Origin of the sequence: Pseudomonas frederiksbergensis, from assembly GCF_001874645.1 — a bacterium.
Taxonomy (GTDB): domain Bacteria; phylum Pseudomonadota; class Gammaproteobacteria; order Pseudomonadales; family Pseudomonadaceae; genus Aquipseudomonas; species Aquipseudomonas frederiksbergensis_B.
Genome location: NZ_CP017886.1, coordinates 5,372,868 through 5,391,752, shown reverse-complemented (window position 1 = coordinate 5,391,752; position 18,885 = coordinate 5,372,868). Strand labels below are relative to the sequence as shown.

Genomic DNA, 18,885 nt, shown 5'->3' with positions numbered 1-18,885 from the left:
GGCGCGTGTGGGCATCTTTATATGGGAGGGTGAACGATAAGCACTGACGGAGTTTAAGCAAAGCGCCTTTACCGGCAATTTACCTTCAACCTGCCTTTGCGAATATTTGCTAAACCACTGAAGCACAAATGAAAACGGCCTGGACAGAGCCAGGCCGTTGATCATTGTAAAACCTGTTACTTCAAAACGGCCAACGCCGCTTCATAGTTTGGTTCTTCGGCGATTTCTTTAACCAGTTCGCTGTGCAGCACGGTGTCGTTTTCGTCGAGTACAACGACTGCGCGCGCGGTCAGGCCGACCAGAGGGCCGTCAGCGATGGCAACGCCGTAGTTTTCGATGAACTCACGGCCGCGCAGGGTCGACAGGTTCTGAACGTTTTCCAGACCTTCAGCGCCGCAGAAACGTGCCTGGGCGAACGGCAGGTCAGCCGAAATGCACAGTACAACGGTGTTGGCCACGTCGTTGGCCTGAGCGTTGAACTTGCGTACCGACGTGGCGCAGGTCGGAGTGTCAACGCTTGGGAAGATGTTCAGCACTTTGCGTTTGCCGGCGAAGCTTGCCAGGGTCACGTCGGACAGATTGCCGGCCACCAGGGAAAAGGCTGGCGCCTTGGAACCGGCTTGTGGCAGTTGGCCGTTGACTTGAACCGGATTGCCTTTGAGAGTGACTTGAGCCATGAACGGAGTCCTTCTGAACGTTGTTGTGGAGAAATTCGAAGAGGCCGAAGTTAACCACGAAATGGTCCGGCGACCTATGGCCAGATACAAATTGTGATAGGTCGTCGCCCAAAGTGGATACAACACACGCACCCCGTAGGAGCTGCCGCAGGCTGCGATCTTTTGATCTTTAAAAGCACAGATCGCAGCCTGCGGCAGCTCCTACGGGGGCGGTTCAACCCAATAATCGAAGCATATTGCGATGCCGCGCCTTGAAAATCCGCCGCATGTAGGCATTAACCATCAACCACTCCAAAGGTGCACCACCAATGGCGGCGTAGGTCACGCGATCGGTGTACAGCGTCCCGCCCTCCACTGCTGCGACCCGGTGTTCATGACGAAATGCCGCCATCGGTCCCTTGAGCATTTCGTCGATGAAATGGCTGTCGCTGACCTCACGAATCGCCACGGTCCAGGTCGCTGGAATAACGCCGAACATCCAATGACGAAAACTGAACTCGCGACCGGCAGCGATACGCAAGTCGTTCACGTCGATGTTGCCCAATGGCGTCACCCGTTCCGGGAAGATTTTCGGGAAGTTGCTGCCCTCAAGGCAAAAATCGAGAACGTGCGCGGGCGTACGTCCTTTGATGAGCGTGGAGAGTTCCAGAACAGGCATTGACAGTGACCTTCCTTTGAGCACGAATGCCAGCAGATTAGCACTCGCCACTTAACCCATTACAGCGCTTTTGACGTGCAAACCTGTGAATAGGCCTAGTATTTTGGCGCACGAAATTCAGGTGACTTCATGCACAAAGTGACCCGGTAACGACCCGCAATGACGTACGCCTTTGTGCGGTCACCGAAACTTGTTTCGACAAAAACCGCAAACTCGACGACATTACGCCCCTGCTGTAACACCTGAATCGCGCTTATCCATAGGACTGTGCAATGACCATCGAAAAACCGACCCGCCTGTTGCTCGCCGGTCTCTCTCTGTTACTGAGCGCAAGCGCCTGGGCAGATTTCAGCGCCAGCCCCGAAGAAGCCCGGGGGATCGCCAAAGACGCGTATCTCTACGGCTTCCCGGTGGTGGAGATGTACAAGACCCTGTACACCCAGGCGGTGGACAAAAGCGGCCCGAACTTCAAGGCACCGTTCAATAAGATCGGCAATACGGCAAGGGTGTTCACCACCAAGGACACTGCGTTCGTCACCCCCAACCCGGACACCCCCTACTCGTTCGTCTGGATGGACCTGCGCTCAGAGCCTGTGGTCCTGACGCTGCCACAGATCGCCGAAGAACGTTACTACTCAGTACAGCTGATCGACCTCTACACCCAGAACTTTGCCTACCTGGGCACCCGCAGCACGGGCAACAAGGGCGGGACCTTCATGATTGCCGGTCCCGATTGGCAAGGTCAGCAACCGGTCAAGATCGATCGTCTGGTGCGCAGCGAAAGCAACATTGCCTTCGCGCTTTACCGCACGCAGCTGTTCGATGAAAAGGACCTGGAGAAGGTCAAGAAAATCCAGCACGGCTACAAGGTTCAGACGCTGAGCCAATACCTGGGACAGCCGGCCCCGGCCGCTGCGCCAAAAGTCGATTGGCCAAAACCGACCGCTACCATGAGCGACAGCCCGGAGCTGTTCCGCTACCTGAACTTCATGCTCGGCTTTGCCCCGGCACAAGACGTTGAAAAAGACCTGCTGGCGCGTTTCGCGAAGATCGGTATCGTGGCCGGCCAGCCGTTTGACCTCAAAACCCTCACCACCGAACAGCGCAAGGCCCTCGACGATGGTATTGCCGATGCCAAGGCCGAGTTCGCAGCACTCAAAAAAGACAAGATCGATACCCATCAGGTGACCCGTGGTGATTTCTTCGGCACCCGTGATCACCTCAACAACAATTATCTGTACCGCTATGCCGGCGCCAACATAGGGATCTTCGGCAACTCCGCCGATGAAGGGACCCATTTCAGTTATCTCGTCGACAACCAGGGCAAACCGGCCAACGGCGCGAGACACAGCTACACCCTGCACTTCGACAAGGATCAGCTGCCACCGGCTGATGCGTTCTGGTCGCTGACCATGTACGACGGCAAGACCAAGCTGCTGGTGCCCAATCACAAGAAACGCTACCTGATCAACTCGCGCATGCTGTCCACACTCAAGCGCGATCCGGACGGTGGCCTGACCCTGTACTTGCAGCATTCCGAGCCGCTCAAGGATCAGCGAAGCAACTGGCTGCCGGCGCCGCACGGCCCGTTCTACGCAGTGTTGCGCCTGTACCTGCCCAAGCCTGAAGTCGGTAACGGCCAATGGAAACTGCCGCCGTTGACGCCGATCAATCCGTAACCCGGGGCCCCGGCGTTGAAGTGATACGCAAAGAATCGCAGGCTCCAGCACCTGTCTGCCGGAACCTGCGCTCTTTAAGCGTATGCGCCGCTCAACGCCGGCGAAACAACGGTCGTGGCTCGATCACCGAGCGACCGTAATGCACACTCATCCCCACCAGCCCCTTGAGTGCATCTTCAGCGCATTTGTCGTCACGTACCGCGAAGGCATCAAAACCGCATTGGCGCATATGGCTGAGCTGGTCACGCAGTACATCGCCAATCGCCCGCAACTCACCCGTCCAGCCCAAACGCGTGCGCAACAGGTAAGCCTGGCTGTAGGCCCGGCCATCGCGAAAACTTGGAAACTCCAACGCGATCATGGGTATTAGTTTGAGCCACGGCTTGAGACTGTCGACCTCGTCATCCGGCCCCAGCCACACCGCGTCTCGCGACGGATGATGGTCGATACGGCGCATCCGCCACTGGGCCAGCGGCAAGATCAGCGGTCCCGCTGGCAGTTCGCTGTCGACCTCCCTGATCAAGGTCCACGGATCGTCGTCGACCTTGAGCGCCACACCTTCGCGCAATTGCAGCAGATTGTTCATGCCACGACCTCCAGGGTCTTTGGATAAATACGCTCTTTGAACGGCTCCAGACCAATGCGCTGCAAGGTGTCGAGAAACAGCTCCTCGCTCTCGCGGTAACGGACGAAGGTCGCGATGATCCGCTCGATCACCTGCGGCACTTCGGCTGCGCTGAACGACGGGCCGATGACTTTGCCCAGTGCGCTGTTCTTGCCCTGCGCGCCACCGAGGGTGATCTGGTACCACTCGCTGCCATTCTTATCGACGCCGAGGATGCCGATATTGCCGATGTGGTGGTGGCCGCAGGCGTTCATGCATCCGGAGATGTTGAGGCTGATGTCACCCAGGTCGTGGAGGTAGTCCAGGTCATCGAAGCGTGCCTGGATTGCCTGGGCGATGGGGATCGATTTGGCATTGGCCAGCGCGCAGAAATCACCACCGGGGCAGGCGATGACGTCGGTCAGTAAGCCAATATTGGCGCAACCCAGTCCGCGTTCGCAGGCCAGGCACCACAACGCGTACAGGTCAGCCTTGGGCACGTCTGGCAGGACAATGTTCTGTTCATGGGCGATGCGGATTTCACCGAAACCGAACTGCTCGGACCAATCGGCCACCGCGTCCATCTGCGCGCCGGTGACGTCTCCCGGCGGCGAGGCCATGCCGGGTTTGGTCGACAGCACCACGCTGGTGTAGCCAGGCACTTTGTGCGGCTGCACGTTACGCGCGACCCAACGTGCGAACGCCGGGTTCTCGGTCAGGCGAGTGCCAAAGTCCAGGTCAGTATCGGCCAGTTGCTCATAGGTTGGCGGCACGAATGCGCTGGCGACGCGCTGGTATTCGACGTCAGTCAACTGTGCCGGGCCGTCCTTGAGGTGTTGCCACTCCTGCTCGACTTCCTGAGCGAAGGCCTCGATACCCAGCGCCTTGACCAGAATCTTGATCCGCGCCTTGTACTTGTTGTCGCGCCGACCGTGGCGGTTATAAACCCGCAACACCGCCTCGACGTAAGACAGCAAGTGCTGCCACGGCAACCCTTCACGGATCTGCAAACCGAGAATCGGTGTGCGCCCCAGACCGCCGCCAACGATCACCCGCAGCAGCATCTGCCCGGCCGCGTCGCGGTAAAGGTAGAGACCGATGTCATGCATCATGATCGCCGCGCGGTCGTGTTTCGCCGAGCAAATGGCGATTTTGAATTTGCGTGGTAAAAACAGGAATTCCGGGTTGATGGTCGACCACTGCCGGAGAATTTCCGCCAAGGGCCGTGGATCGATCAGTTCGTCTGCCGCAACACCGGCGAAGGCTTCGGTGGTGATGTTGCGCACGCAGTTGCCGGAGGTCTGGATCGCATGCATTTCGACCTCGGCCAGGCGCGCCAGTATGTCCGGTACCTGGGCCAGTTCGATCCAGTTGAATTGCATGTTCTGCCGGGTGGTGAAGTGCCCGTAGCCCCGATCGTAATCCCGGGCGATGCTCGCCAGCGTGCGCATCTGCCGGGCGCTGAGGGTGCCGTAAGGAATGGCGACCCGAAGCATGTAGGCGTGCTTTTGCATGTACAGGCCATTTTGCAGGCGCAATGGCAAAAACTCTTCCTCACTCAAGGCTCCGGCCATGAACCGTTCGACCTGATCGCGAAACTGCGCAACCCGTTCAAAGACCAGGGCCCGGTCGTAGTCATCGTACTGATACATGGTCCTACCTCGTCAGTGCTAACCCCAAACCCACACACCCCGTAGCAGCTGCCGAGCCCGCGAGGCTGCGTTCGAGGACGAAGTCCTCGCAAATCCTGTGCACGCGGTGTGTCTGTCATACCGCGTCGTCTGGATTACGAGCGCTGCGCACTCGAACGCAGCCTCGCGGGCTCGGCAGCTGCTACGGGGTGAGTAACCGAGGGTGCTTGTGTGGTGGTGACTATGAATCAGCAGCTCAGGTGGTTACAGATTCAGCTAAAAACTAAAAAACCATATCAGGGCGCGTCAGATCACCGCAGGCAGGCCTTCAATCTGATCCGTATTAATGCAGTTTTTCTGAGCCTGTTTTGTTTATCCCATCGTTTCTACAGTGAACGGCATGCCAGACCGGGTGGCCTGGCAAGACTTTGCAACCGTGGAAGCATTGACCATGAGCACAGCAACAATCGGACAGGCCTATAACTACAAGGTCGTCCGCCAATTCGTCGTGGCAACCGTGGTATGGGGCGTTATCGGGATGGCGATGGGCGTGTGGATCGCCTCGCAACTGGTGTGGCCGGAGGCAAACCTCGACTTGCCCTGGACCACCTTCGGCCGCTTGCGTCCGCTGCACACCAGCCTGGTGATTTTCGGCTTTGCCGGCAGCGCGCAGTTTGCTGCCAGTTACTACGCGGTCCAGCGCACCTGCCAGGTGCGACTGTATAGTGACAAGCTCGCCGCCTTCACCTTCTGGGGCTGGCAATCGGTGATCGTCAGCATGCTGATCACCCTCCCGCTGGGCTACACCACCACCAAGGAATACGCCGAGATCGAATTCTCCGGCGCGGTGTGGATGACGGTGGTCTGGGTCGCCTACGCCATTGTGTTCTTCACCACCGTGGTGCAGCGCAAGACCAAACACATTTACGTCGGCAACTGGTTTTTCGGCGCATTCATTGTGGTGATCGCCATGCTGCACGTGGTCAATCACCTGTCGATTCCGGTGGACTGGTTCAAGTCCTACCCGGTGTATTCCGGGGCCACCGACGCCATGGTGCAGTGGTGGTACGGGCACAACGCGGTGGGCTTCTTCCTGACCACCGGTTTCCTCGGGATGATGTATTACTTCGTGCCGAAACAGGTCGGTCGGCCGGTGTATTCCTATCGTTTGTCGATCGTGCACTTCTGGGCGCTGATCACCCTGTACATCTGGGCCGGTCCGCACCACTTGCACTACACCGCGCTGCCGGACTGGGCGCAGTCGCTGGGCATGGCCATGTCGCTGATCCTGCTGGCGCCGAGCTGGGGCGGGATGATCAACGGCATGATGACCCTCTCGGGCGCCTGGCATAAATTACGCACCGACCCGATCCTGCGCTTTCTGGTGTTGTCGCTGGCGTTTTACGGCATGTCGACCTTCGAAGGGCCGATGATGGCGATCAAAACGGTCAACGCGCTGTCTCACTACACCGACTGGACCATCGGCCACGTACACGCCGGGGCGTTGGGCTGGGTGGCGATGATCACCTTCGGTTCGCTGTACCACATGATCCCGAAAGTCTTCGGCCGCGAGCAAATGTACAGCACGCCATTGATCAACCTGCACTTCTGGCTGGCGACCATCGGCACGGTACTGTACATCGCCTCGATGTGGGTCAACGGCATCACCCAAGGGCTGATGTGGCGCGCCATCAACGACGACGGCACCCTCACCTACTCCTTCGTCGAAGCCTTGCAGGCCAGCCATCCGGGCTTCATCGTGCGTTTCGCCGGCGGTGTGTTCTTCCTCAGCGGCATGTTGCTGATGGCCTACAACACCTGGCGCACCGTGCGAGTCGCCGACCTGAAAATCGCCGAGAGCGCAGCACAGATCGCTTGATCCTACCCATGACGCAAGCCTCATTGGCTTGCGTCTCTCATCTCAGGGAGTGTTCGTCATGATCGAAGTCATGCTGGATCTGTTGGGCGTGGCGTGCCTGTATTTTTCGGTGGAGTACTGCTTGCGGCATCAGTCGGTCGAGAGTCTGGACGATGCCAGTCTGATCCCGTTTGCCGATGACCCGGAAGTAGCACGGCGGGTGGAGTTGGCCACCGGCAAGACCGTCAAGGCAGTTGCACCCGAAGCGGCCAAGCCAGGCTGGGGGAATCTGGAGATTTGACGCAGTCCAGTGAGGGAGCGAGCAAGCTCGCTCCCTCAGGGGTTACTTGTCGGTCACAAAACCTGTAGCGCTCAACCCCGCTCGCGGGGTATCAGGCTCTGCAACTGTAGGGCGAGAAAATTCGCATCGAAGGCAAAGATGTCCGGGTCTTTCAAACCATTGGTCTTGCGCCATTGCCAGTCAGCAGAAGGTGGCTGGCACACCAGCGACACACTGCCGTAACGCGCAGCGGTCAGGCCCATTACCGCCAGTGAAATCAGCCCACCGGCACCCATCACTTCCGGCACGATGTCCACCGGTTTGCCGGCAATCAGAATGCTCAGTTTTTCGGTCTTGAACGTCGAGCTCTCGACCGGCACGTTCGCCCCGAACGCCACATAGTCTTCGCGGCTCACTTCCAGCAGGTGCGGCGTCTTGACCGGTGCCAGCCACTGTTCGATCTGCCCGAACAACTCGCCAATACGCGTCGCCCACACCGCCGATTGGGTTTCAAACAGCTGCTTCTTGTGCGCTTCGCTTTCTGCATAGTGGCGAAGCATCTCACCCAGTTGCTGTACGTCGTCCATTACTGTGTTCCTTTGGTTGAAGCAGTACTGCGGAGTTTGAGCATGGCAGATGCACGCTGCCGGCGTACGACTAAAAGCGTGAGCGGTATTGGCTGGGGGTCATTCCCAGCAGTTTGCGAAAGGCACTGCCCATGTGCGACTGATGGGCGAAACCGCTGTCCTGGGCAATTGCCGCCAGTGGCAGCGAGCTGCGCTCGATCAGCCGCCGCGCCGCCTGAACCCGAACTTCGACCAGATACGCGTGAGGCGTGAGGCCGATGACCCGGGTGAAGTCACGTAGCAAGCGCAGTTCGGTCTGGCCGCTGGTGGCTGCCAATTGCGCAAGGGTCAACGGCTGATCGAACTGCTCGGCGATCTGCTCCAGCACCCGCGAGAATGCGTGCGGCGCCTGGCGTTGAGGTTTATCGACGATCGGCAAACCGGCGAAGGCCAAGGCGCACTCGTCCAACGCGAACTGGTCTGGCTGTGGATCAAGCAGCAATCGCCGGACTTCGCGCCCCAGCGCCAACGCCTGAGCATGGCCGCCCAACTGAACCCGATGGGTAAACAGGGATCTCGGCTCGTCAGCCAACGGCTCGCTCCAGCGCGCCAACAGATACTCGCCGCCCACCGGCGATTCGGAAAACACTTCCACGCCCGCCGGGGTATAAGCCAGCACGCCCGGCCAGGTGTCGAAATCCACCCGACGATCCGACTCGATGGCATGCACGCCCTGCTGACGCTCCAGCGTCACACCAAGGGTTTGCCCGATTGCCGGATCGCGAGCACTGTAGGCCGCACGCGGCAGGAGTTGCAGGCAGAGCTTGCCACTCAGCAGCCTCTGACTCAGCGGGCCAGGCATGTGAAATTTCCTGATAGATCTAGCCAATGCGCCACGGGAAACTCGCTTGAACAGAAGTCAGCCATCACAGGAGCACACCATGCGCACCATCGGCCTTATCGGCGGCATGAGCTGGGAGTCCAGCGCCGAGTACTACCGCCTCATCAACCAGCAGGTTCGCGACCGGCTCGGGCCGTTGCGCTCGGCGAAATTGCTAATGTACAGCGTTGACTTCGGCCCTGTCGAACAGGCCCAGCGCGACGGGCGCTGGGATGACGCGGCGCTGATTCTGGCGGATGCCGCCCGCAGGCTTGAAGCCGGTGGTGCCGAGTGTGTGGTGCTGTGTACCAACACCATGCATAAAGTGGCCGAACAGATTCAGGCAGTGATTTCGGTGCCGTTTCTGCACATCGCCGACCCGACAGCTCAGGCCGCCATGGACATGGGTGCGATGACCGTCGGCTTTTTGGGCACGGCCTTCACCATGGAACAGGACTTCCTCAAGGATCGGCTCAAGGCCAAGGGTTTAACCGTATTGATCCCGGATGTCACCGAACGGCAGGCCGTGCACCGGATCATCTACGACGAACTCTGCGTCGGGGTGATCAGCGAAGCGTCACGCCAGGTTTACCAGCAGGTGATTCAAGCGCTGGCCGCGCGTGGCGCTCAGGCGATCATCCTCGGTTGCACGGAAATCGGCCTGCTGATCAAACCCGAACACAGTGAGCTGCCGCTGCTCGACACCACCGCACTGCATGCGCAGGCGGCGGTGGCATTCGCCTTGGGCGACTGACTCAGGAAGCCTTGAGCAGACGGCGCAAACGCGCCATGCTCAGGGCATCCACCAGCAGGCCATCGCGCACCGCATACTCGCGAAACAACCCTTCTGTGTCGAAGCCAAACTTGCGGTACAGCGCAATTGCGGCTTCGTTATCCGCATACACTGACAGTTCGACCCGTTGCACGTTCATCCAGTTGTCGGCGAGGTCGAGCACCGCCGCGAGCAGCCGGGAACCAACGCCCTTGCCTTGCCACGCGACCGCCACGCCCATGCCGATGTTGGCGCAATGGCTGCGACGAATTCGCGAAACCTGCTCCAGGCCGACATTGCCAATCACCTGACCCTGGTGCAGCGCCACCAATTGCACGACGCGTTCGTTCTCCGGTGCCAGACGCTTGCGCCAGACTTCAGTGGACTGAAACGGCATTTGCAGCACTTGGCGAGCGACCGCCGGATCGTTGTAAAGCACGGTGATGCCCTCGATATGGGCTTCGTTGAAACGCTCAATGGTGATGATGGGATCGGCGGCAGGCATGGTGATTCGTCCTTGACGGTAGTGTGGCAGTCGAGTCTAAACGGATCATCACCTGGGTGACGACAGCAATAGTGTGGCGAGGCGCGGATATTGATGAGGTGCAACTTCTTCCCGACACCGATATCGCCCTGGACCGTCTGCGCGACATTTTGCAGCAAGTCTGTTGAGGTCTATTGGCCTGCTGCTTTTACTGCCAATTGGCTGTTGGCCGCCACCGGGCACAGGCCTATCCTGCACAAGCGTTATTCCTCCGTGAGCCAAAACCGTCCGGCTTGATAAAGGAGCGTGTGCGATGCCCAACGAAATAATCAATACGGTCCAGGTACACGCCGCGGCTGGCTGCTCGGATGAACTGGGCAGGCAATTGCAGAAGATCGTCGACACCTTGCGTGAACTCCCTGGCTGCGACGCCTACATGGTCGACCGCTGCCCGGAAGACGACAATCGATGGACGGTCAGCGCCCACTGGCAGTCCGAAGCCGCCATGCGATCGCACTTCGACTGCCCGCAAGTGCAAGGCTTCATCAGCCTGATCGACAGCCGACTGGCCAGCAGCGTCGATTTCAACAGTTTTCCCATCCGCTAAAAACAAGATCAAAAGATCACAGCCTGCGGCAGCTCGCCGATTGAAGTATCCCGCGTAGGAGCTGGCGCAGCCTGCGATCATTGCCCAACCTCTGGCGACTACGCTGGTTCAGGTGGATCGAGGTGATCCAGTGCGCGATTCACTGCCAACTCAGCCAGAGAAATCATCTGCTGAATCGCCAGCGCGGTATTGCGCTTGGGGCCTTCGAGTTCAAACGCCAGATCGCTGGCCATGACATTGGCCGAGGCGAGCGTCTCGCAGGCGTGGGCGAGTAGCGTTTCAGAGTCGACGTCGGGGGCGATGACGAAAATGCAGCCGGGGCGTCGGTCGGCTAACAACTGCTTGGTCTCGGGCAGTACCAGGTAATGATCGAGCGCACGGTGCGCGGCGGCGTGGAGTTCTTTTGAATCGAGGGAGGCGTAGGGGGAAACCGGGTCGGTTTCTGGAGGGTTCGGCGTAGGTTTAAACATTGGGGGTCATCCGTTAGTAGGGCTGCAACCATTGCGCTACTAAACGAAAGGGTGGCAGCTGTGCGCAAGTTAGTAGACCGGGTAACCCACCAAAACCGGCGCGCCCGAGGGCGCCATGCGCACAGCTACCATCAAGTGCAGGGAAGCCCTGACTGGATGACGCTCGTGCTGCCGTTGGAAAGTTAACGCAGGCTACTAAACCCGATCACTGATGGGCAGTGACACGGAAACAATAGAGGCGACGACCAAAGCGCACAAGCCGGCGGATTCTGGCGCAGGTGTAGGCCGCGACGCAAGGCGCTGTAGCCTCTGATGGGCATTGCGTGGGCAAGCTTAAACACCCGTAGCAGCTGTCGAGCCCGCGAGGCTGCGCTCGAGGACGAAGTCCTCGCAAATCCTGCGTATGCGGTTTGCCTGAAAGAACGTGTTGCTTGATTTTACGACCGCTGTGTCCGGATGCGGCCCAGACCGACGCAGCCTCGCGGGCTCGACAGCTGCTACGGGCGCAGCCCTGTAGCTGCCGCAGGTTCGGGCCGCGCTCGGACAATCTTTTCGTTTTTCTGTACGCCATTGGTCCCCTGACCTTCTCGAATATTGTCTGTTTGATTGTCGAGGGTGGCGCACTAGATTGGTCCCTGACCACTAACCCACTGCGGGTGAAAAACCATGAACGTTTTGCGCTTCTGTGCCGCTCCCCTTGTTGCTCGACCCTGACCGTTTCCACCTCGGTATTCGCCCATGAGGCCGCCGGTCATCAGGAAAAGGTTACCGTGCTGCAAGACCAGGTGCTGCTCAATACGGGGCTTTCTTTATTTAGCACTCAACCCTTTATTCGGTTGACTGCTTCGCGGCAATATCGGGCAACTGTTTTCCGTTATCAATTAATGCCACGTCCATTATTCTGCAAATTCGCACGACGCGAACCACTCAGAACAATGGAGATTTTATGAGTACGGAACAGGAAAGATCATTTATTGCGTGCATCCGATGCGATGAAACAAAGATGAAATTCTTCGATCAAATGCTCTCCAGCAGCGCAGGCCAAGACAATCTTCTGACCACCTTTCATCGATATTCTGAAACCACGAAGAAAATGGTACGGGCTCAACGGGCGCAGGACGTCAACACCCGCACTCGTTCGGATGAGATGATTGTGTACTTCCGGTGTCATGGCGATTACTACAACATTCAGATTCGTAGCGAAGCGTATTTCGGGAAATATTTCAGCAAAAACAACGTGGGTATTCTGGGAGCGTTTCCAGGTGCCGGTGGCGACACAACTTCATTTAATTTGCTGAATCTCGATCAAGGCATCATCACCCTTGATGATCTCAAAACAAACGACGCCACTGTTTATCTCAAGGCCCGCCATGCGGGCACTGTAAAAAGACAATTGATACAGAACCCGAAAATTTACTGTTATGGCGATCAATCCGGGGACACTGTGACGTTCAACCTGAGGATCCTGGAACGCAACGTCCCCTATCCAACCCGTGCTGAACCCTATCCCTTGTACATCGAGCCAAGACCGCACTCGGACGATGATTGATGATCCCCGTCAGTCATACGCGAACCCTACGCAACGTCTGAAAATAAAAAAAGCCCCGTATCTTTCGATACGGGGCTTTTTCATTCAACGCCTGATCAGGCCACAGGCTCCAGCTCGGCGCTGGCAGTGACAGCGGCAGGCACTACCGCTTGACCACTCAACGCCAGGTCCAGCAGTTCGCGGTTGGCTACCGCGTACATGGCGTAGTCGGTGCCGCTGGCGGCACGGATATCCACCAGCATGGCACGCCAGCGCTCGATCATGCCCCGGTTCTGGTCCATCCACACTGCCAGACGCGTTTCCACGTCCTGAGTGCCGTCGCCCTGTTGCAGGACCGAGATGGTGATCGCCCGTTGTTGCCAGTCGATGTCATCGCGGAACGCTTCACGGGCCAGTGCTTGCCAGTTGTTTTCCACCGGCAGAGCGCTGATCTGTTGCAGGTACCAGGTGATGTCCAGAGCGCTGCCCACGGCGAAGTAGGCCTTGGCCACGTCCGCTGCGTTCTGGCCGGTCACGTCCGCAGCCTCGATGATTGGCAGCAAGGTGTACAGGTGAGTAGTGCCTGCAACCATGCGCGCCAGCAACTCAGGTACGCCAGCGGCGACGTAGGCCTGATAGCGGGTCTGCCAGCCTTCGCGGGTCGGACCTTCCAGCAGTTCGTCGAGCTTGAGGCCCAGGGCTGCCAGATGTGGACCGAAGTGTGCGACGTCTCGCGCTGCGTTCTGCTCGTTGCGACGGCTGCGCAGGAACCAGCGAGTGGCACGACGGCCCAGACGCATCAGTTCATCCATCAGCTCCAGTTGTACGTCGGCCGAAACCTGGTAATCCAGTGCCTCTATCTGACGGAACCAGTGCGGGAGATGGAAGATGTCACGCACGATCACATACGCACCGGCCACGTTCGCCGGGCTCATGCCGGTCGACTCTTTGAGTCGTTGAACGAAGGTGATGCCCATGTGGTTGACCAGGTCGTTGGCGATCTGGGTGCTGACGATCTCACGCTTCAGACGGTGACGACGCATGGCCTCGGAGAACTTGCTGACCAGCATCGGCGGGAAAGCGGTTTCCATGTCGCGGGTCAGGTAATCGTCGTCCGGCACTTGCGAGTTGAGCAGTGCTTCTTTCAGGTCGATCTTGCTGTAGGAGATCAGCACCGACAGCTCGGCACGGGTCAAGCCATGACCTGCCGCAACGCGCTCGTTGAGCAATTCCTCCGACGGCAGGAACTCAATGGCACGATCCAGCTTGCCACGGCCTTCCAGGTCGTTCATCAGACGCTTGTACTCGGCAATCCGCTCGTAGGCACGGCGGGCTGCCAGGGACAGGGCCTGAGTCTGCTTGTAGTTGTTGCCGAGCACCAGACCACCGACTTCGTCGGTCATGCTGCCAAGCAACTGATTACGTTGCTTCTCGGTCATGTCGCCGGCCTGAACCACTTCGTTCAGCAGGATCTTGATGTTGACTTCGTGGTCGGAGCAGTCCACGCCACCGGCGTTGTCGATGAAGTCAGTGTTGGAGCCGCCGCCATTGAGGCCGAATTCGACACGACCCAGTTGGGTCATACCGAGGTTACCGCCCTCGCCCACGACTTTGCAGCGCAGTTCGTTGCCGTTCACGCGCAGTGCATCGTTGGCCTTGTCGCCGACATCGGCGTGGCTTTCGCTGCTGGCTTTGACGTACGTACCGATACCGCCGTTCCACAGCAGATCCACTGGCGCCTTGAGCAAGGCATTCAGCAGTTCGGTCGGGGTCAGCTTGTCGGCCTGAATGTCGAAACGCTCTTTCATCTGCGGGGAAATCGCGATGCTTTTCGCGCTACGAGAGAAGATCCCGCCGCCTTCAGACATGATGCTGGTGTCGTAATCCGACCACGCCGAACGCGGCAGATCGAACAGACGCTGACGCTCGGCGAAGCTGTTGGCTGGCTGTGGATTCGGGTCGATGAAGATGTGCAGGTGGTTGAACGCTGCAACCAGTTGCAGCTTCTCGGACATCAGCAAGCCGTTACCGAACACGTCACCGGCCATGTCGCCGACGCCCACGACAGTGATGCTGTCTTCCTGGACGTTGATGCCGCGCTCGCGGAAGTGACGTTGTACACCCACCCACGCGCCTTTGGCGGTGATGCCCATTTTCTTGTGGTCGTAACCGGCCGAGCCACCCGACGCGAAAGCGTCACCGAGCCAGAAGCCGTAGTCGATCGCAATACCGTTGGCGATGTCGGAGAAGGTCGCAGTGCCCTTGTCCGCTGCCACTACCAGGTACGGGTCATCGTCGTCGTGACGCACGACGTTGGCCGGCGGAACCAGCGCGCCGTCTTTCAGGTTGTCGGTGATGTCCAACAGACCGGAAATGAAGATGCGGTAGCAGGCGATGCCTTCTGCTGCGATTTCATCACGGCTGCCACCCAGCGGCAGACGACGCGGCAGGAAGCCGCCTTTGGCGCCCACTGGCACGATGACCGAGTTCTTCACTTGCTGGGCTTTTACCAGGCCCAGGACTTCGGTGCGGTAGTCTTCTTCACGGTCGGACCAACGCAGACCACCGCGAGCAACGTTGCCGAAGCGCAGGTGCACACCTTCAACGCGTGGCGAGTACACGAAGATTTCGAACTTCGGCACTGGCTTCGGCAGCTCAGGAATGGCGTGCGGGTTGAACTTGAAGCTGAAGTAGGACTTGTTCTGACCGTTGGCGTCGGTCTGATAGAAGTTGGTCCGCAGGGTGGCCTTGATAAGGTCCAGGTAACGACGCAGGATCCGGTCTTCGTTCAACACCTGAACATCGTCCAGGGCGGTCAGAATCGCGTGCTCCAGGCGCTGTTGCTTGTCGTCGAGGTCGTCGGCGGTCAGCTTGCGGGCCAGGTAGAAACGGGTTTTGAACAACCGGGTCAACTCGCGAGCGATGTCGGTGTGGTTGTTCAGGGTGCTGGCGATGTAGCCCAGGTCGAAGCCCAGACGGATCTGCTTCAGGTAACGGGCGTAAGCACGCAGCAACGCCACGTCGCGCCATGGCAGGCCGGCGGTCAGTACCAGACGGTTGAACGCATCATTTTCCGCATCGCCGCGAACGATGTGGACGAAGGCGTCCTGCAGGGTGTCGTTGAGCTGCTGGATGTCGAGTTCCAGGCCTTCGGCGGCAGTGAACGCGAAGTCATGGATCCAGAACTCGCGGCCATTGTTGTGACGCAGGCGATAAGGGAATTCACCCAGCACGCGCAGACCGAGGTTTTCCAGGATCGGCAGTACATCGGACAAGGCCAGCGGGGTATCGGCGTGGTACAGCTTGCAGTGCAGCTCGCGCTGACCGGACACCTGACCCAGCGGCTGATAGAAGCTCATGACCAGTGGATTTTTTTCGCTCAGGCTCAGCAGGTGCTGCATGTCGACCACAGCCGAATGCGCGGCGAAGCGCTCACGGTAGCCGGCCGGGAAGCCTTTCGGGAAGTCTGCCAGCACATTGGTGCCCTGGGCTTCACCGAAACTGTCGACCACCAGGTTTGCGTAGTCGTCCTGCCAGCTGCGGCACGCCTGAACCACTTCTTTTTCCAGAAGCAGCGGGTCGATGTCCAGACGGTTCTTCGGGTCAACCCGCAGAATCAGTTGTACACGGGCCAGTACGGACTCGGAGAAGAAGGTCCAGAATTCGCAGTCGCTGGCTTTCAGGCGATCCATCAGCACTTGCTGGATCTTCTGACGCACTTCAGTGGAGTAGATGTCGCGTGGCACGTAGGCCAGGCAGTAGCAGAAGCGACCGTACGGGTCTTTGCGCAGGAACACGCGAATCTTGTTGCGTTCCTGGATCTGCACAATCGACATCACGGTGCTGAACAGCTCGTCGACCGGGGTCTGGAACAGATCGTCACGCGGCAACACTTCGAGTACCTGGGCCAGTTCCTTGCCCAAGTGCGCCTTGGCCTGGAAGCCGGAGCGCTGTTCGATGACGTCGACCTTGCGGCGGATGTACGGAATGACCCGCACGCTTTCGCCATACACCGACGAGGTGTACAGGCCCATGAAGCGGCATTCCTTGATGACTTTACCGCTGGCATCGATCTGGCGGATCGACACGTAATCCGGGTAAGCCGGACGGTGTACACGGCTCGGGTGCGCAGCCTTGGCGAACGACAGTGGAGTCGGTTCGCGCAGGTAGTTCACGGCGTAGTCTTCGATACGCAGGTCTTCAGCGGTCAGGCCGGCACGCAGCAATCGGGTCAGGCCCAGGAACGAGTTCTGGTCGTATTCGATATGGCCGCCATCCTGCCCATCGCGAACCACGAACTCTTCGTAACCCAGGAACGTGAAGTGGTTACCCACCATCCACTCGAGGAAGCCCTTGATCTCGCTCTTTTCGTCGGCATCAACGGCAAACTTGCTTTTGTCGATGCCGTCGATCAGCTCCTGGACCTTGGCTTTCATCGGTTCGAAATCGGCGACCGCAACGCGGACTTCACCGAGAACCTGTTCCAGTTCCTTGCTCAATACATTGAGTTCGGCGGTATGGGCGCAACGGTCGATCTCAAGGTACATCAGCGATTCTTGCTGAATGCCGTCACCGTGGGTGCCTTTAGGCAGGATTTCCAGCAGTTCGCCCTTGGCGCCGCGACGCACGCTCAGCACCGTAGTTTGCAAGGTATGAATGCTGTAACCACGACGGTTAAGCTCAGTGCGCACCGAGTCCACGAGGAATGGCAAATCGTGGTGCAGCACTTCGACCGCCGTGTGGGTCGACTGCCAGCCGTGACGTTCGTAATCGGGGTTGTAAACGCGCACCTGTGGTTGTGCGTGGTCAAAGCGCTCAAGCAGGCGCCAGGCAGAAAGGGTGCAGCCGGCGAGGTCGGACAACCGGCGCTGGGTCAGCTCATCGAGTGAAATAATGCCGAAGAATTGTTCAGCGAACAGCGCCACTTGTGGCAGTGCCTGTTCACTGATGTGCTGCGCCAGTGCCGCTTGCAGTTGGTGCTGGAAGTCGGCTTTGCTGGCTGCGGTGAAGAACGCCATCTGTGGTACTCCGCTTGGGCTTGTTATTGATGGAAGCGTCGCGTGCAAAACCCCTATCGGGGCGATCCGTCACCCTGTTCCTGAATCTCGGGCAGAGGTTATCAGGGTGACAGGTGGGTGAAGCTGGACGAGACACTCAGGTCACATTCACCTTCCATGAATGGGCATCTGTAAAAACGACTACCGACAGAAAGGGTAATGCCTTTACAGGTGTCCATCCGTTGCGCAGCTTAACGAGTGCGGCAAGTCCCGTGCTTGCGATGCTGCGACATATTCGGTCAACGGTACGTAACTCATCGGCAGCGCATCGAACAACACTAGCAGCCGCGTGAAAAAAAGACGGTTTTATGCCCGGATTTACGGCACATCCGTACCAGAAATGACCGGTAACCCCTCTAGTGTTCACAACACGCCTTCAGACACACAGCCGAGCAGAAATTCCCTCGGACTGGCAGAATCGGCTTTTTGTCGTTTTCATAACGCTCGTTGAGCGAGGAATATCCCCATGCAACTGACCACCGCCCACCTGATCGCCAACCCGTGCGACGACGAAGAAGACAACATGGCCATGCTCTGCTGCCACAGCAATCAGGGCGACATGTTTTTGATGACTCGCTACCCGGATGAAGATGAGCTGGAAATCACCCTTGATGGTGAACCATCGACCCTCGACGGTGTGAAAGTCACCCTCAGTCCTACCCGCCTGCTGATCGAAATCGCCGCCGCTGACGCCGATGCACTGAATGGCGACGATCATCTGGAAATCCACCACAGCACCGCGCCGGCGGATCTGGCTGAAGTGGAAGAAACATTACAGAACATTCTCAAGGGCACGGGCACTTATGTGAGCCAGTTGACCTGACCTGCGATGGCGGCCTCACAGCCGCCGCATCCCCCGGGAAGATTGACTATGCTTGCCTCACACACACCGGTGACGAGGGATTTATGGACGATCCAGTCGACAACAAACCACCCAGCTTCTGGCAAATGCTGCACAGCGTGATGGCCGCGGCGTTCGGCGTGCAGAGCGGAAAGAACCGCGCCCGCGACTTCACGCACGGCAAGCCAAGTCATTTCGTGATTTTAGGCATTCTGTTCACCGCAGTTTTTGCGCTGACGCTGTTCGGTATCGTGAAACTGGTCCTGCATCTGGCCGGGGTTTAGTCGCCCAAC

At 58.6% G+C, this 18,885-nt stretch carries 18 protein-coding genes; 9 read left to right on the top strand and 9 right to left on the bottom strand.

All coding sequences use genetic code 11. The annotated features are described in order from the left end of the window. Window positions 1-176: 176 nt before the first annotated feature. Both tpx and BLL42_RS25870 read right to left on the bottom strand, forming a co-directional pair. Window positions 177-677, bottom strand: coding sequence for a thiol peroxidase (tpx, locus tag BLL42_RS25875; RefSeq protein WP_071555403.1), 501 nt, complete (start codon window positions 675-677; stop codon window positions 177-179). Between the two features lie 214 nt (window positions 678-891). Then, a complete protein-coding gene (locus BLL42_RS25870) occupies window positions 892-1,335 on the bottom strand; it encodes an SRPBCC family protein (protein ID WP_071555402.1) in 444 nt (147 codons plus the stop codon). 272 nt (window positions 1,336-1,607) lie between these two features. Here BLL42_RS25870 and BLL42_RS25865 point away from each other — a divergent pair, with 272 nt between their 5' ends. After that, entirely contained in the window at window positions 1,608-3,014 is a 1,407-nt protein-coding gene (locus tag BLL42_RS25865; protein WP_071555401.1) for a DUF1254 domain-containing protein, read from the top strand. 91 nt (window positions 3,015-3,105) lie between these two features. Here the strand turns inward: BLL42_RS25865 and BLL42_RS25860 are convergent, their stop codons facing one another. Then, window positions 3,106-3,600 carry a DUF934 domain-containing protein gene (locus BLL42_RS25860; protein ID WP_071555400.1) on the bottom strand — a complete coding sequence of 165 codons (495 nt, stop codon included), beginning with the start codon at window positions 3,598-3,600 and terminating at the stop codon, window positions 3,106-3,108. After that, window positions 3,597-5,270: a nitrite reductase NirA gene (gene nirA, locus BLL42_RS25855; protein WP_071555399.1), complete on the bottom strand. Its 1,674-nt coding sequence runs from the start codon at window positions 5,268-5,270 to the stop codon at window positions 3,597-3,599. Before nirA ends, BLL42_RS25860 begins: the two co-directional genes overlap by 4 nt. A gap of 430 nt (window positions 5,271-5,700) precedes the next feature. Here nirA and ccoN point away from each other — a divergent pair, with 430 nt between their 5' ends. Further along, on the top strand, window positions 5,701-7,128 hold the full coding sequence (ccoN, locus tag BLL42_RS25845; RefSeq protein ID WP_071555397.1) for a cytochrome-c oxidase, cbb3-type subunit I: 1,428 nt from the start codon (window positions 5,701-5,703) through the stop codon (window positions 7,126-7,128). 58 nt (window positions 7,129-7,186) lie between these two features. Next, on the top strand, window positions 7,187-7,408 hold the full coding sequence (locus BLL42_RS25840) for a hypothetical protein (RefSeq protein WP_071555396.1): 222 nt from the start codon (window positions 7,187-7,189) through the stop codon (window positions 7,406-7,408). A 71-nt stretch (window positions 7,409-7,479) separates the two neighbouring features. On the opposite strand, the gene BLL42_RS25835 is transcribed toward BLL42_RS25840, so the two are convergent. Together BLL42_RS25835 and BLL42_RS25830 are read right to left on the bottom strand one after the other, a co-directional pair. After that, a complete protein-coding gene (locus BLL42_RS25835) occupies window positions 7,480-7,974 on the bottom strand; it encodes a hypothetical protein (RefSeq protein WP_071555395.1) in 495 nt (164 codons plus the stop codon). A 70-nt stretch (window positions 7,975-8,044) separates the two neighbouring features. Continuing rightward, window positions 8,045-8,815 carry an AraC family transcriptional regulator gene (locus tag BLL42_RS25830; RefSeq protein ID WP_071555394.1) on the bottom strand — a complete coding sequence of 257 codons (771 nt, stop codon included), beginning with the start codon at window positions 8,813-8,815 and terminating at the stop codon, window positions 8,045-8,047. Window positions 8,816-8,894: 79 nt separating this feature from the next. Here BLL42_RS25830 and BLL42_RS25825 point away from each other — a divergent pair, with 79 nt between their 5' ends. Then, window positions 8,895-9,587, top strand: coding sequence for an aspartate/glutamate racemase family protein (locus BLL42_RS25825; protein WP_071555393.1), 693 nt, complete (start codon window positions 8,895-8,897; stop codon window positions 9,585-9,587). Window position 9,588: 1 nt separating this feature from the next. Here BLL42_RS25825 and BLL42_RS25820 read toward each other — a convergent pair whose 3' ends face one another. After that, the gene (locus BLL42_RS25820) at window positions 9,589-10,110 is read right to left on the bottom strand and encodes a GNAT family N-acetyltransferase (RefSeq protein ID WP_071555392.1); all 522 of its coding nucleotides are present in this window, start codon (window positions 10,108-10,110) and stop codon (window positions 9,589-9,591) included. A gap of 292 nt (window positions 10,111-10,402) precedes the next feature. On the opposite strand from BLL42_RS25820, the gene BLL42_RS25815 reads away from it, so the two are divergent. Next, on the top strand, window positions 10,403-10,696 hold the full coding sequence (locus BLL42_RS25815) for a putative quinol monooxygenase (RefSeq protein ID WP_071555391.1): 294 nt from the start codon (window positions 10,403-10,405) through the stop codon (window positions 10,694-10,696). Window positions 10,697-10,794: 98 nt separating this feature from the next. On the opposite strand, the gene BLL42_RS25810 is transcribed toward BLL42_RS25815, so the two are convergent. Further along, window positions 10,795-11,166, bottom strand: coding sequence for a DUF6124 family protein (locus BLL42_RS25810; RefSeq protein WP_071555390.1), 372 nt, complete (start codon window positions 11,164-11,166; stop codon window positions 10,795-10,797). Window positions 11,167-11,597: 431 nt separating this feature from the next. Between BLL42_RS25810 and BLL42_RS30275 the strand changes: the two genes are divergently transcribed. Further along, window positions 11,598-12,116 carry a hypothetical protein gene (locus BLL42_RS30275; RefSeq protein ID WP_174553342.1) on the top strand — a complete coding sequence of 173 codons (519 nt, stop codon included), beginning with the start codon at window positions 11,598-11,600 and terminating at the stop codon, window positions 12,114-12,116. Then, window positions 12,113-12,715, top strand: coding sequence for a hypothetical protein (locus BLL42_RS25805; RefSeq protein WP_129586981.1), 603 nt, complete (start codon window positions 12,113-12,115; stop codon window positions 12,713-12,715). The genes BLL42_RS30275 and BLL42_RS25805 overlap by 4 nt, the downstream gene beginning before the upstream one ends. Window positions 12,716-12,810: 95 nt before the next feature. On the opposite strand, the gene BLL42_RS25800 is transcribed toward BLL42_RS25805, so the two are convergent. Then, a complete protein-coding gene (locus tag BLL42_RS25800) occupies window positions 12,811-17,712 on the bottom strand; it encodes an NAD-glutamate dehydrogenase (protein ID WP_071555388.1) in 4,902 nt (1,633 codons plus the stop codon). A 505-nt stretch (window positions 17,713-18,217) separates the two neighbouring features. On the opposite strand from BLL42_RS25800, the gene BLL42_RS25795 reads away from it, so the two are divergent. Together BLL42_RS25795 and BLL42_RS25790 are read left to right on the top strand one after the other, a co-directional pair. Beyond that, window positions 18,218-18,574, top strand: a complete 357-nt coding sequence (locus BLL42_RS25795) for a hypothetical protein (protein WP_071555387.1) — start codon at window positions 18,218-18,220, stop codon at window positions 18,572-18,574. A gap of 83 nt (window positions 18,575-18,657) precedes the next feature. After that, window positions 18,658-18,876: a DUF2970 domain-containing protein gene (locus BLL42_RS25790; protein ID WP_054597004.1), complete on the top strand. Its 219-nt coding sequence runs from the start codon at window positions 18,658-18,660 to the stop codon at window positions 18,874-18,876. Window positions 18,877-18,885 lie beyond the last annotated feature (9 nt).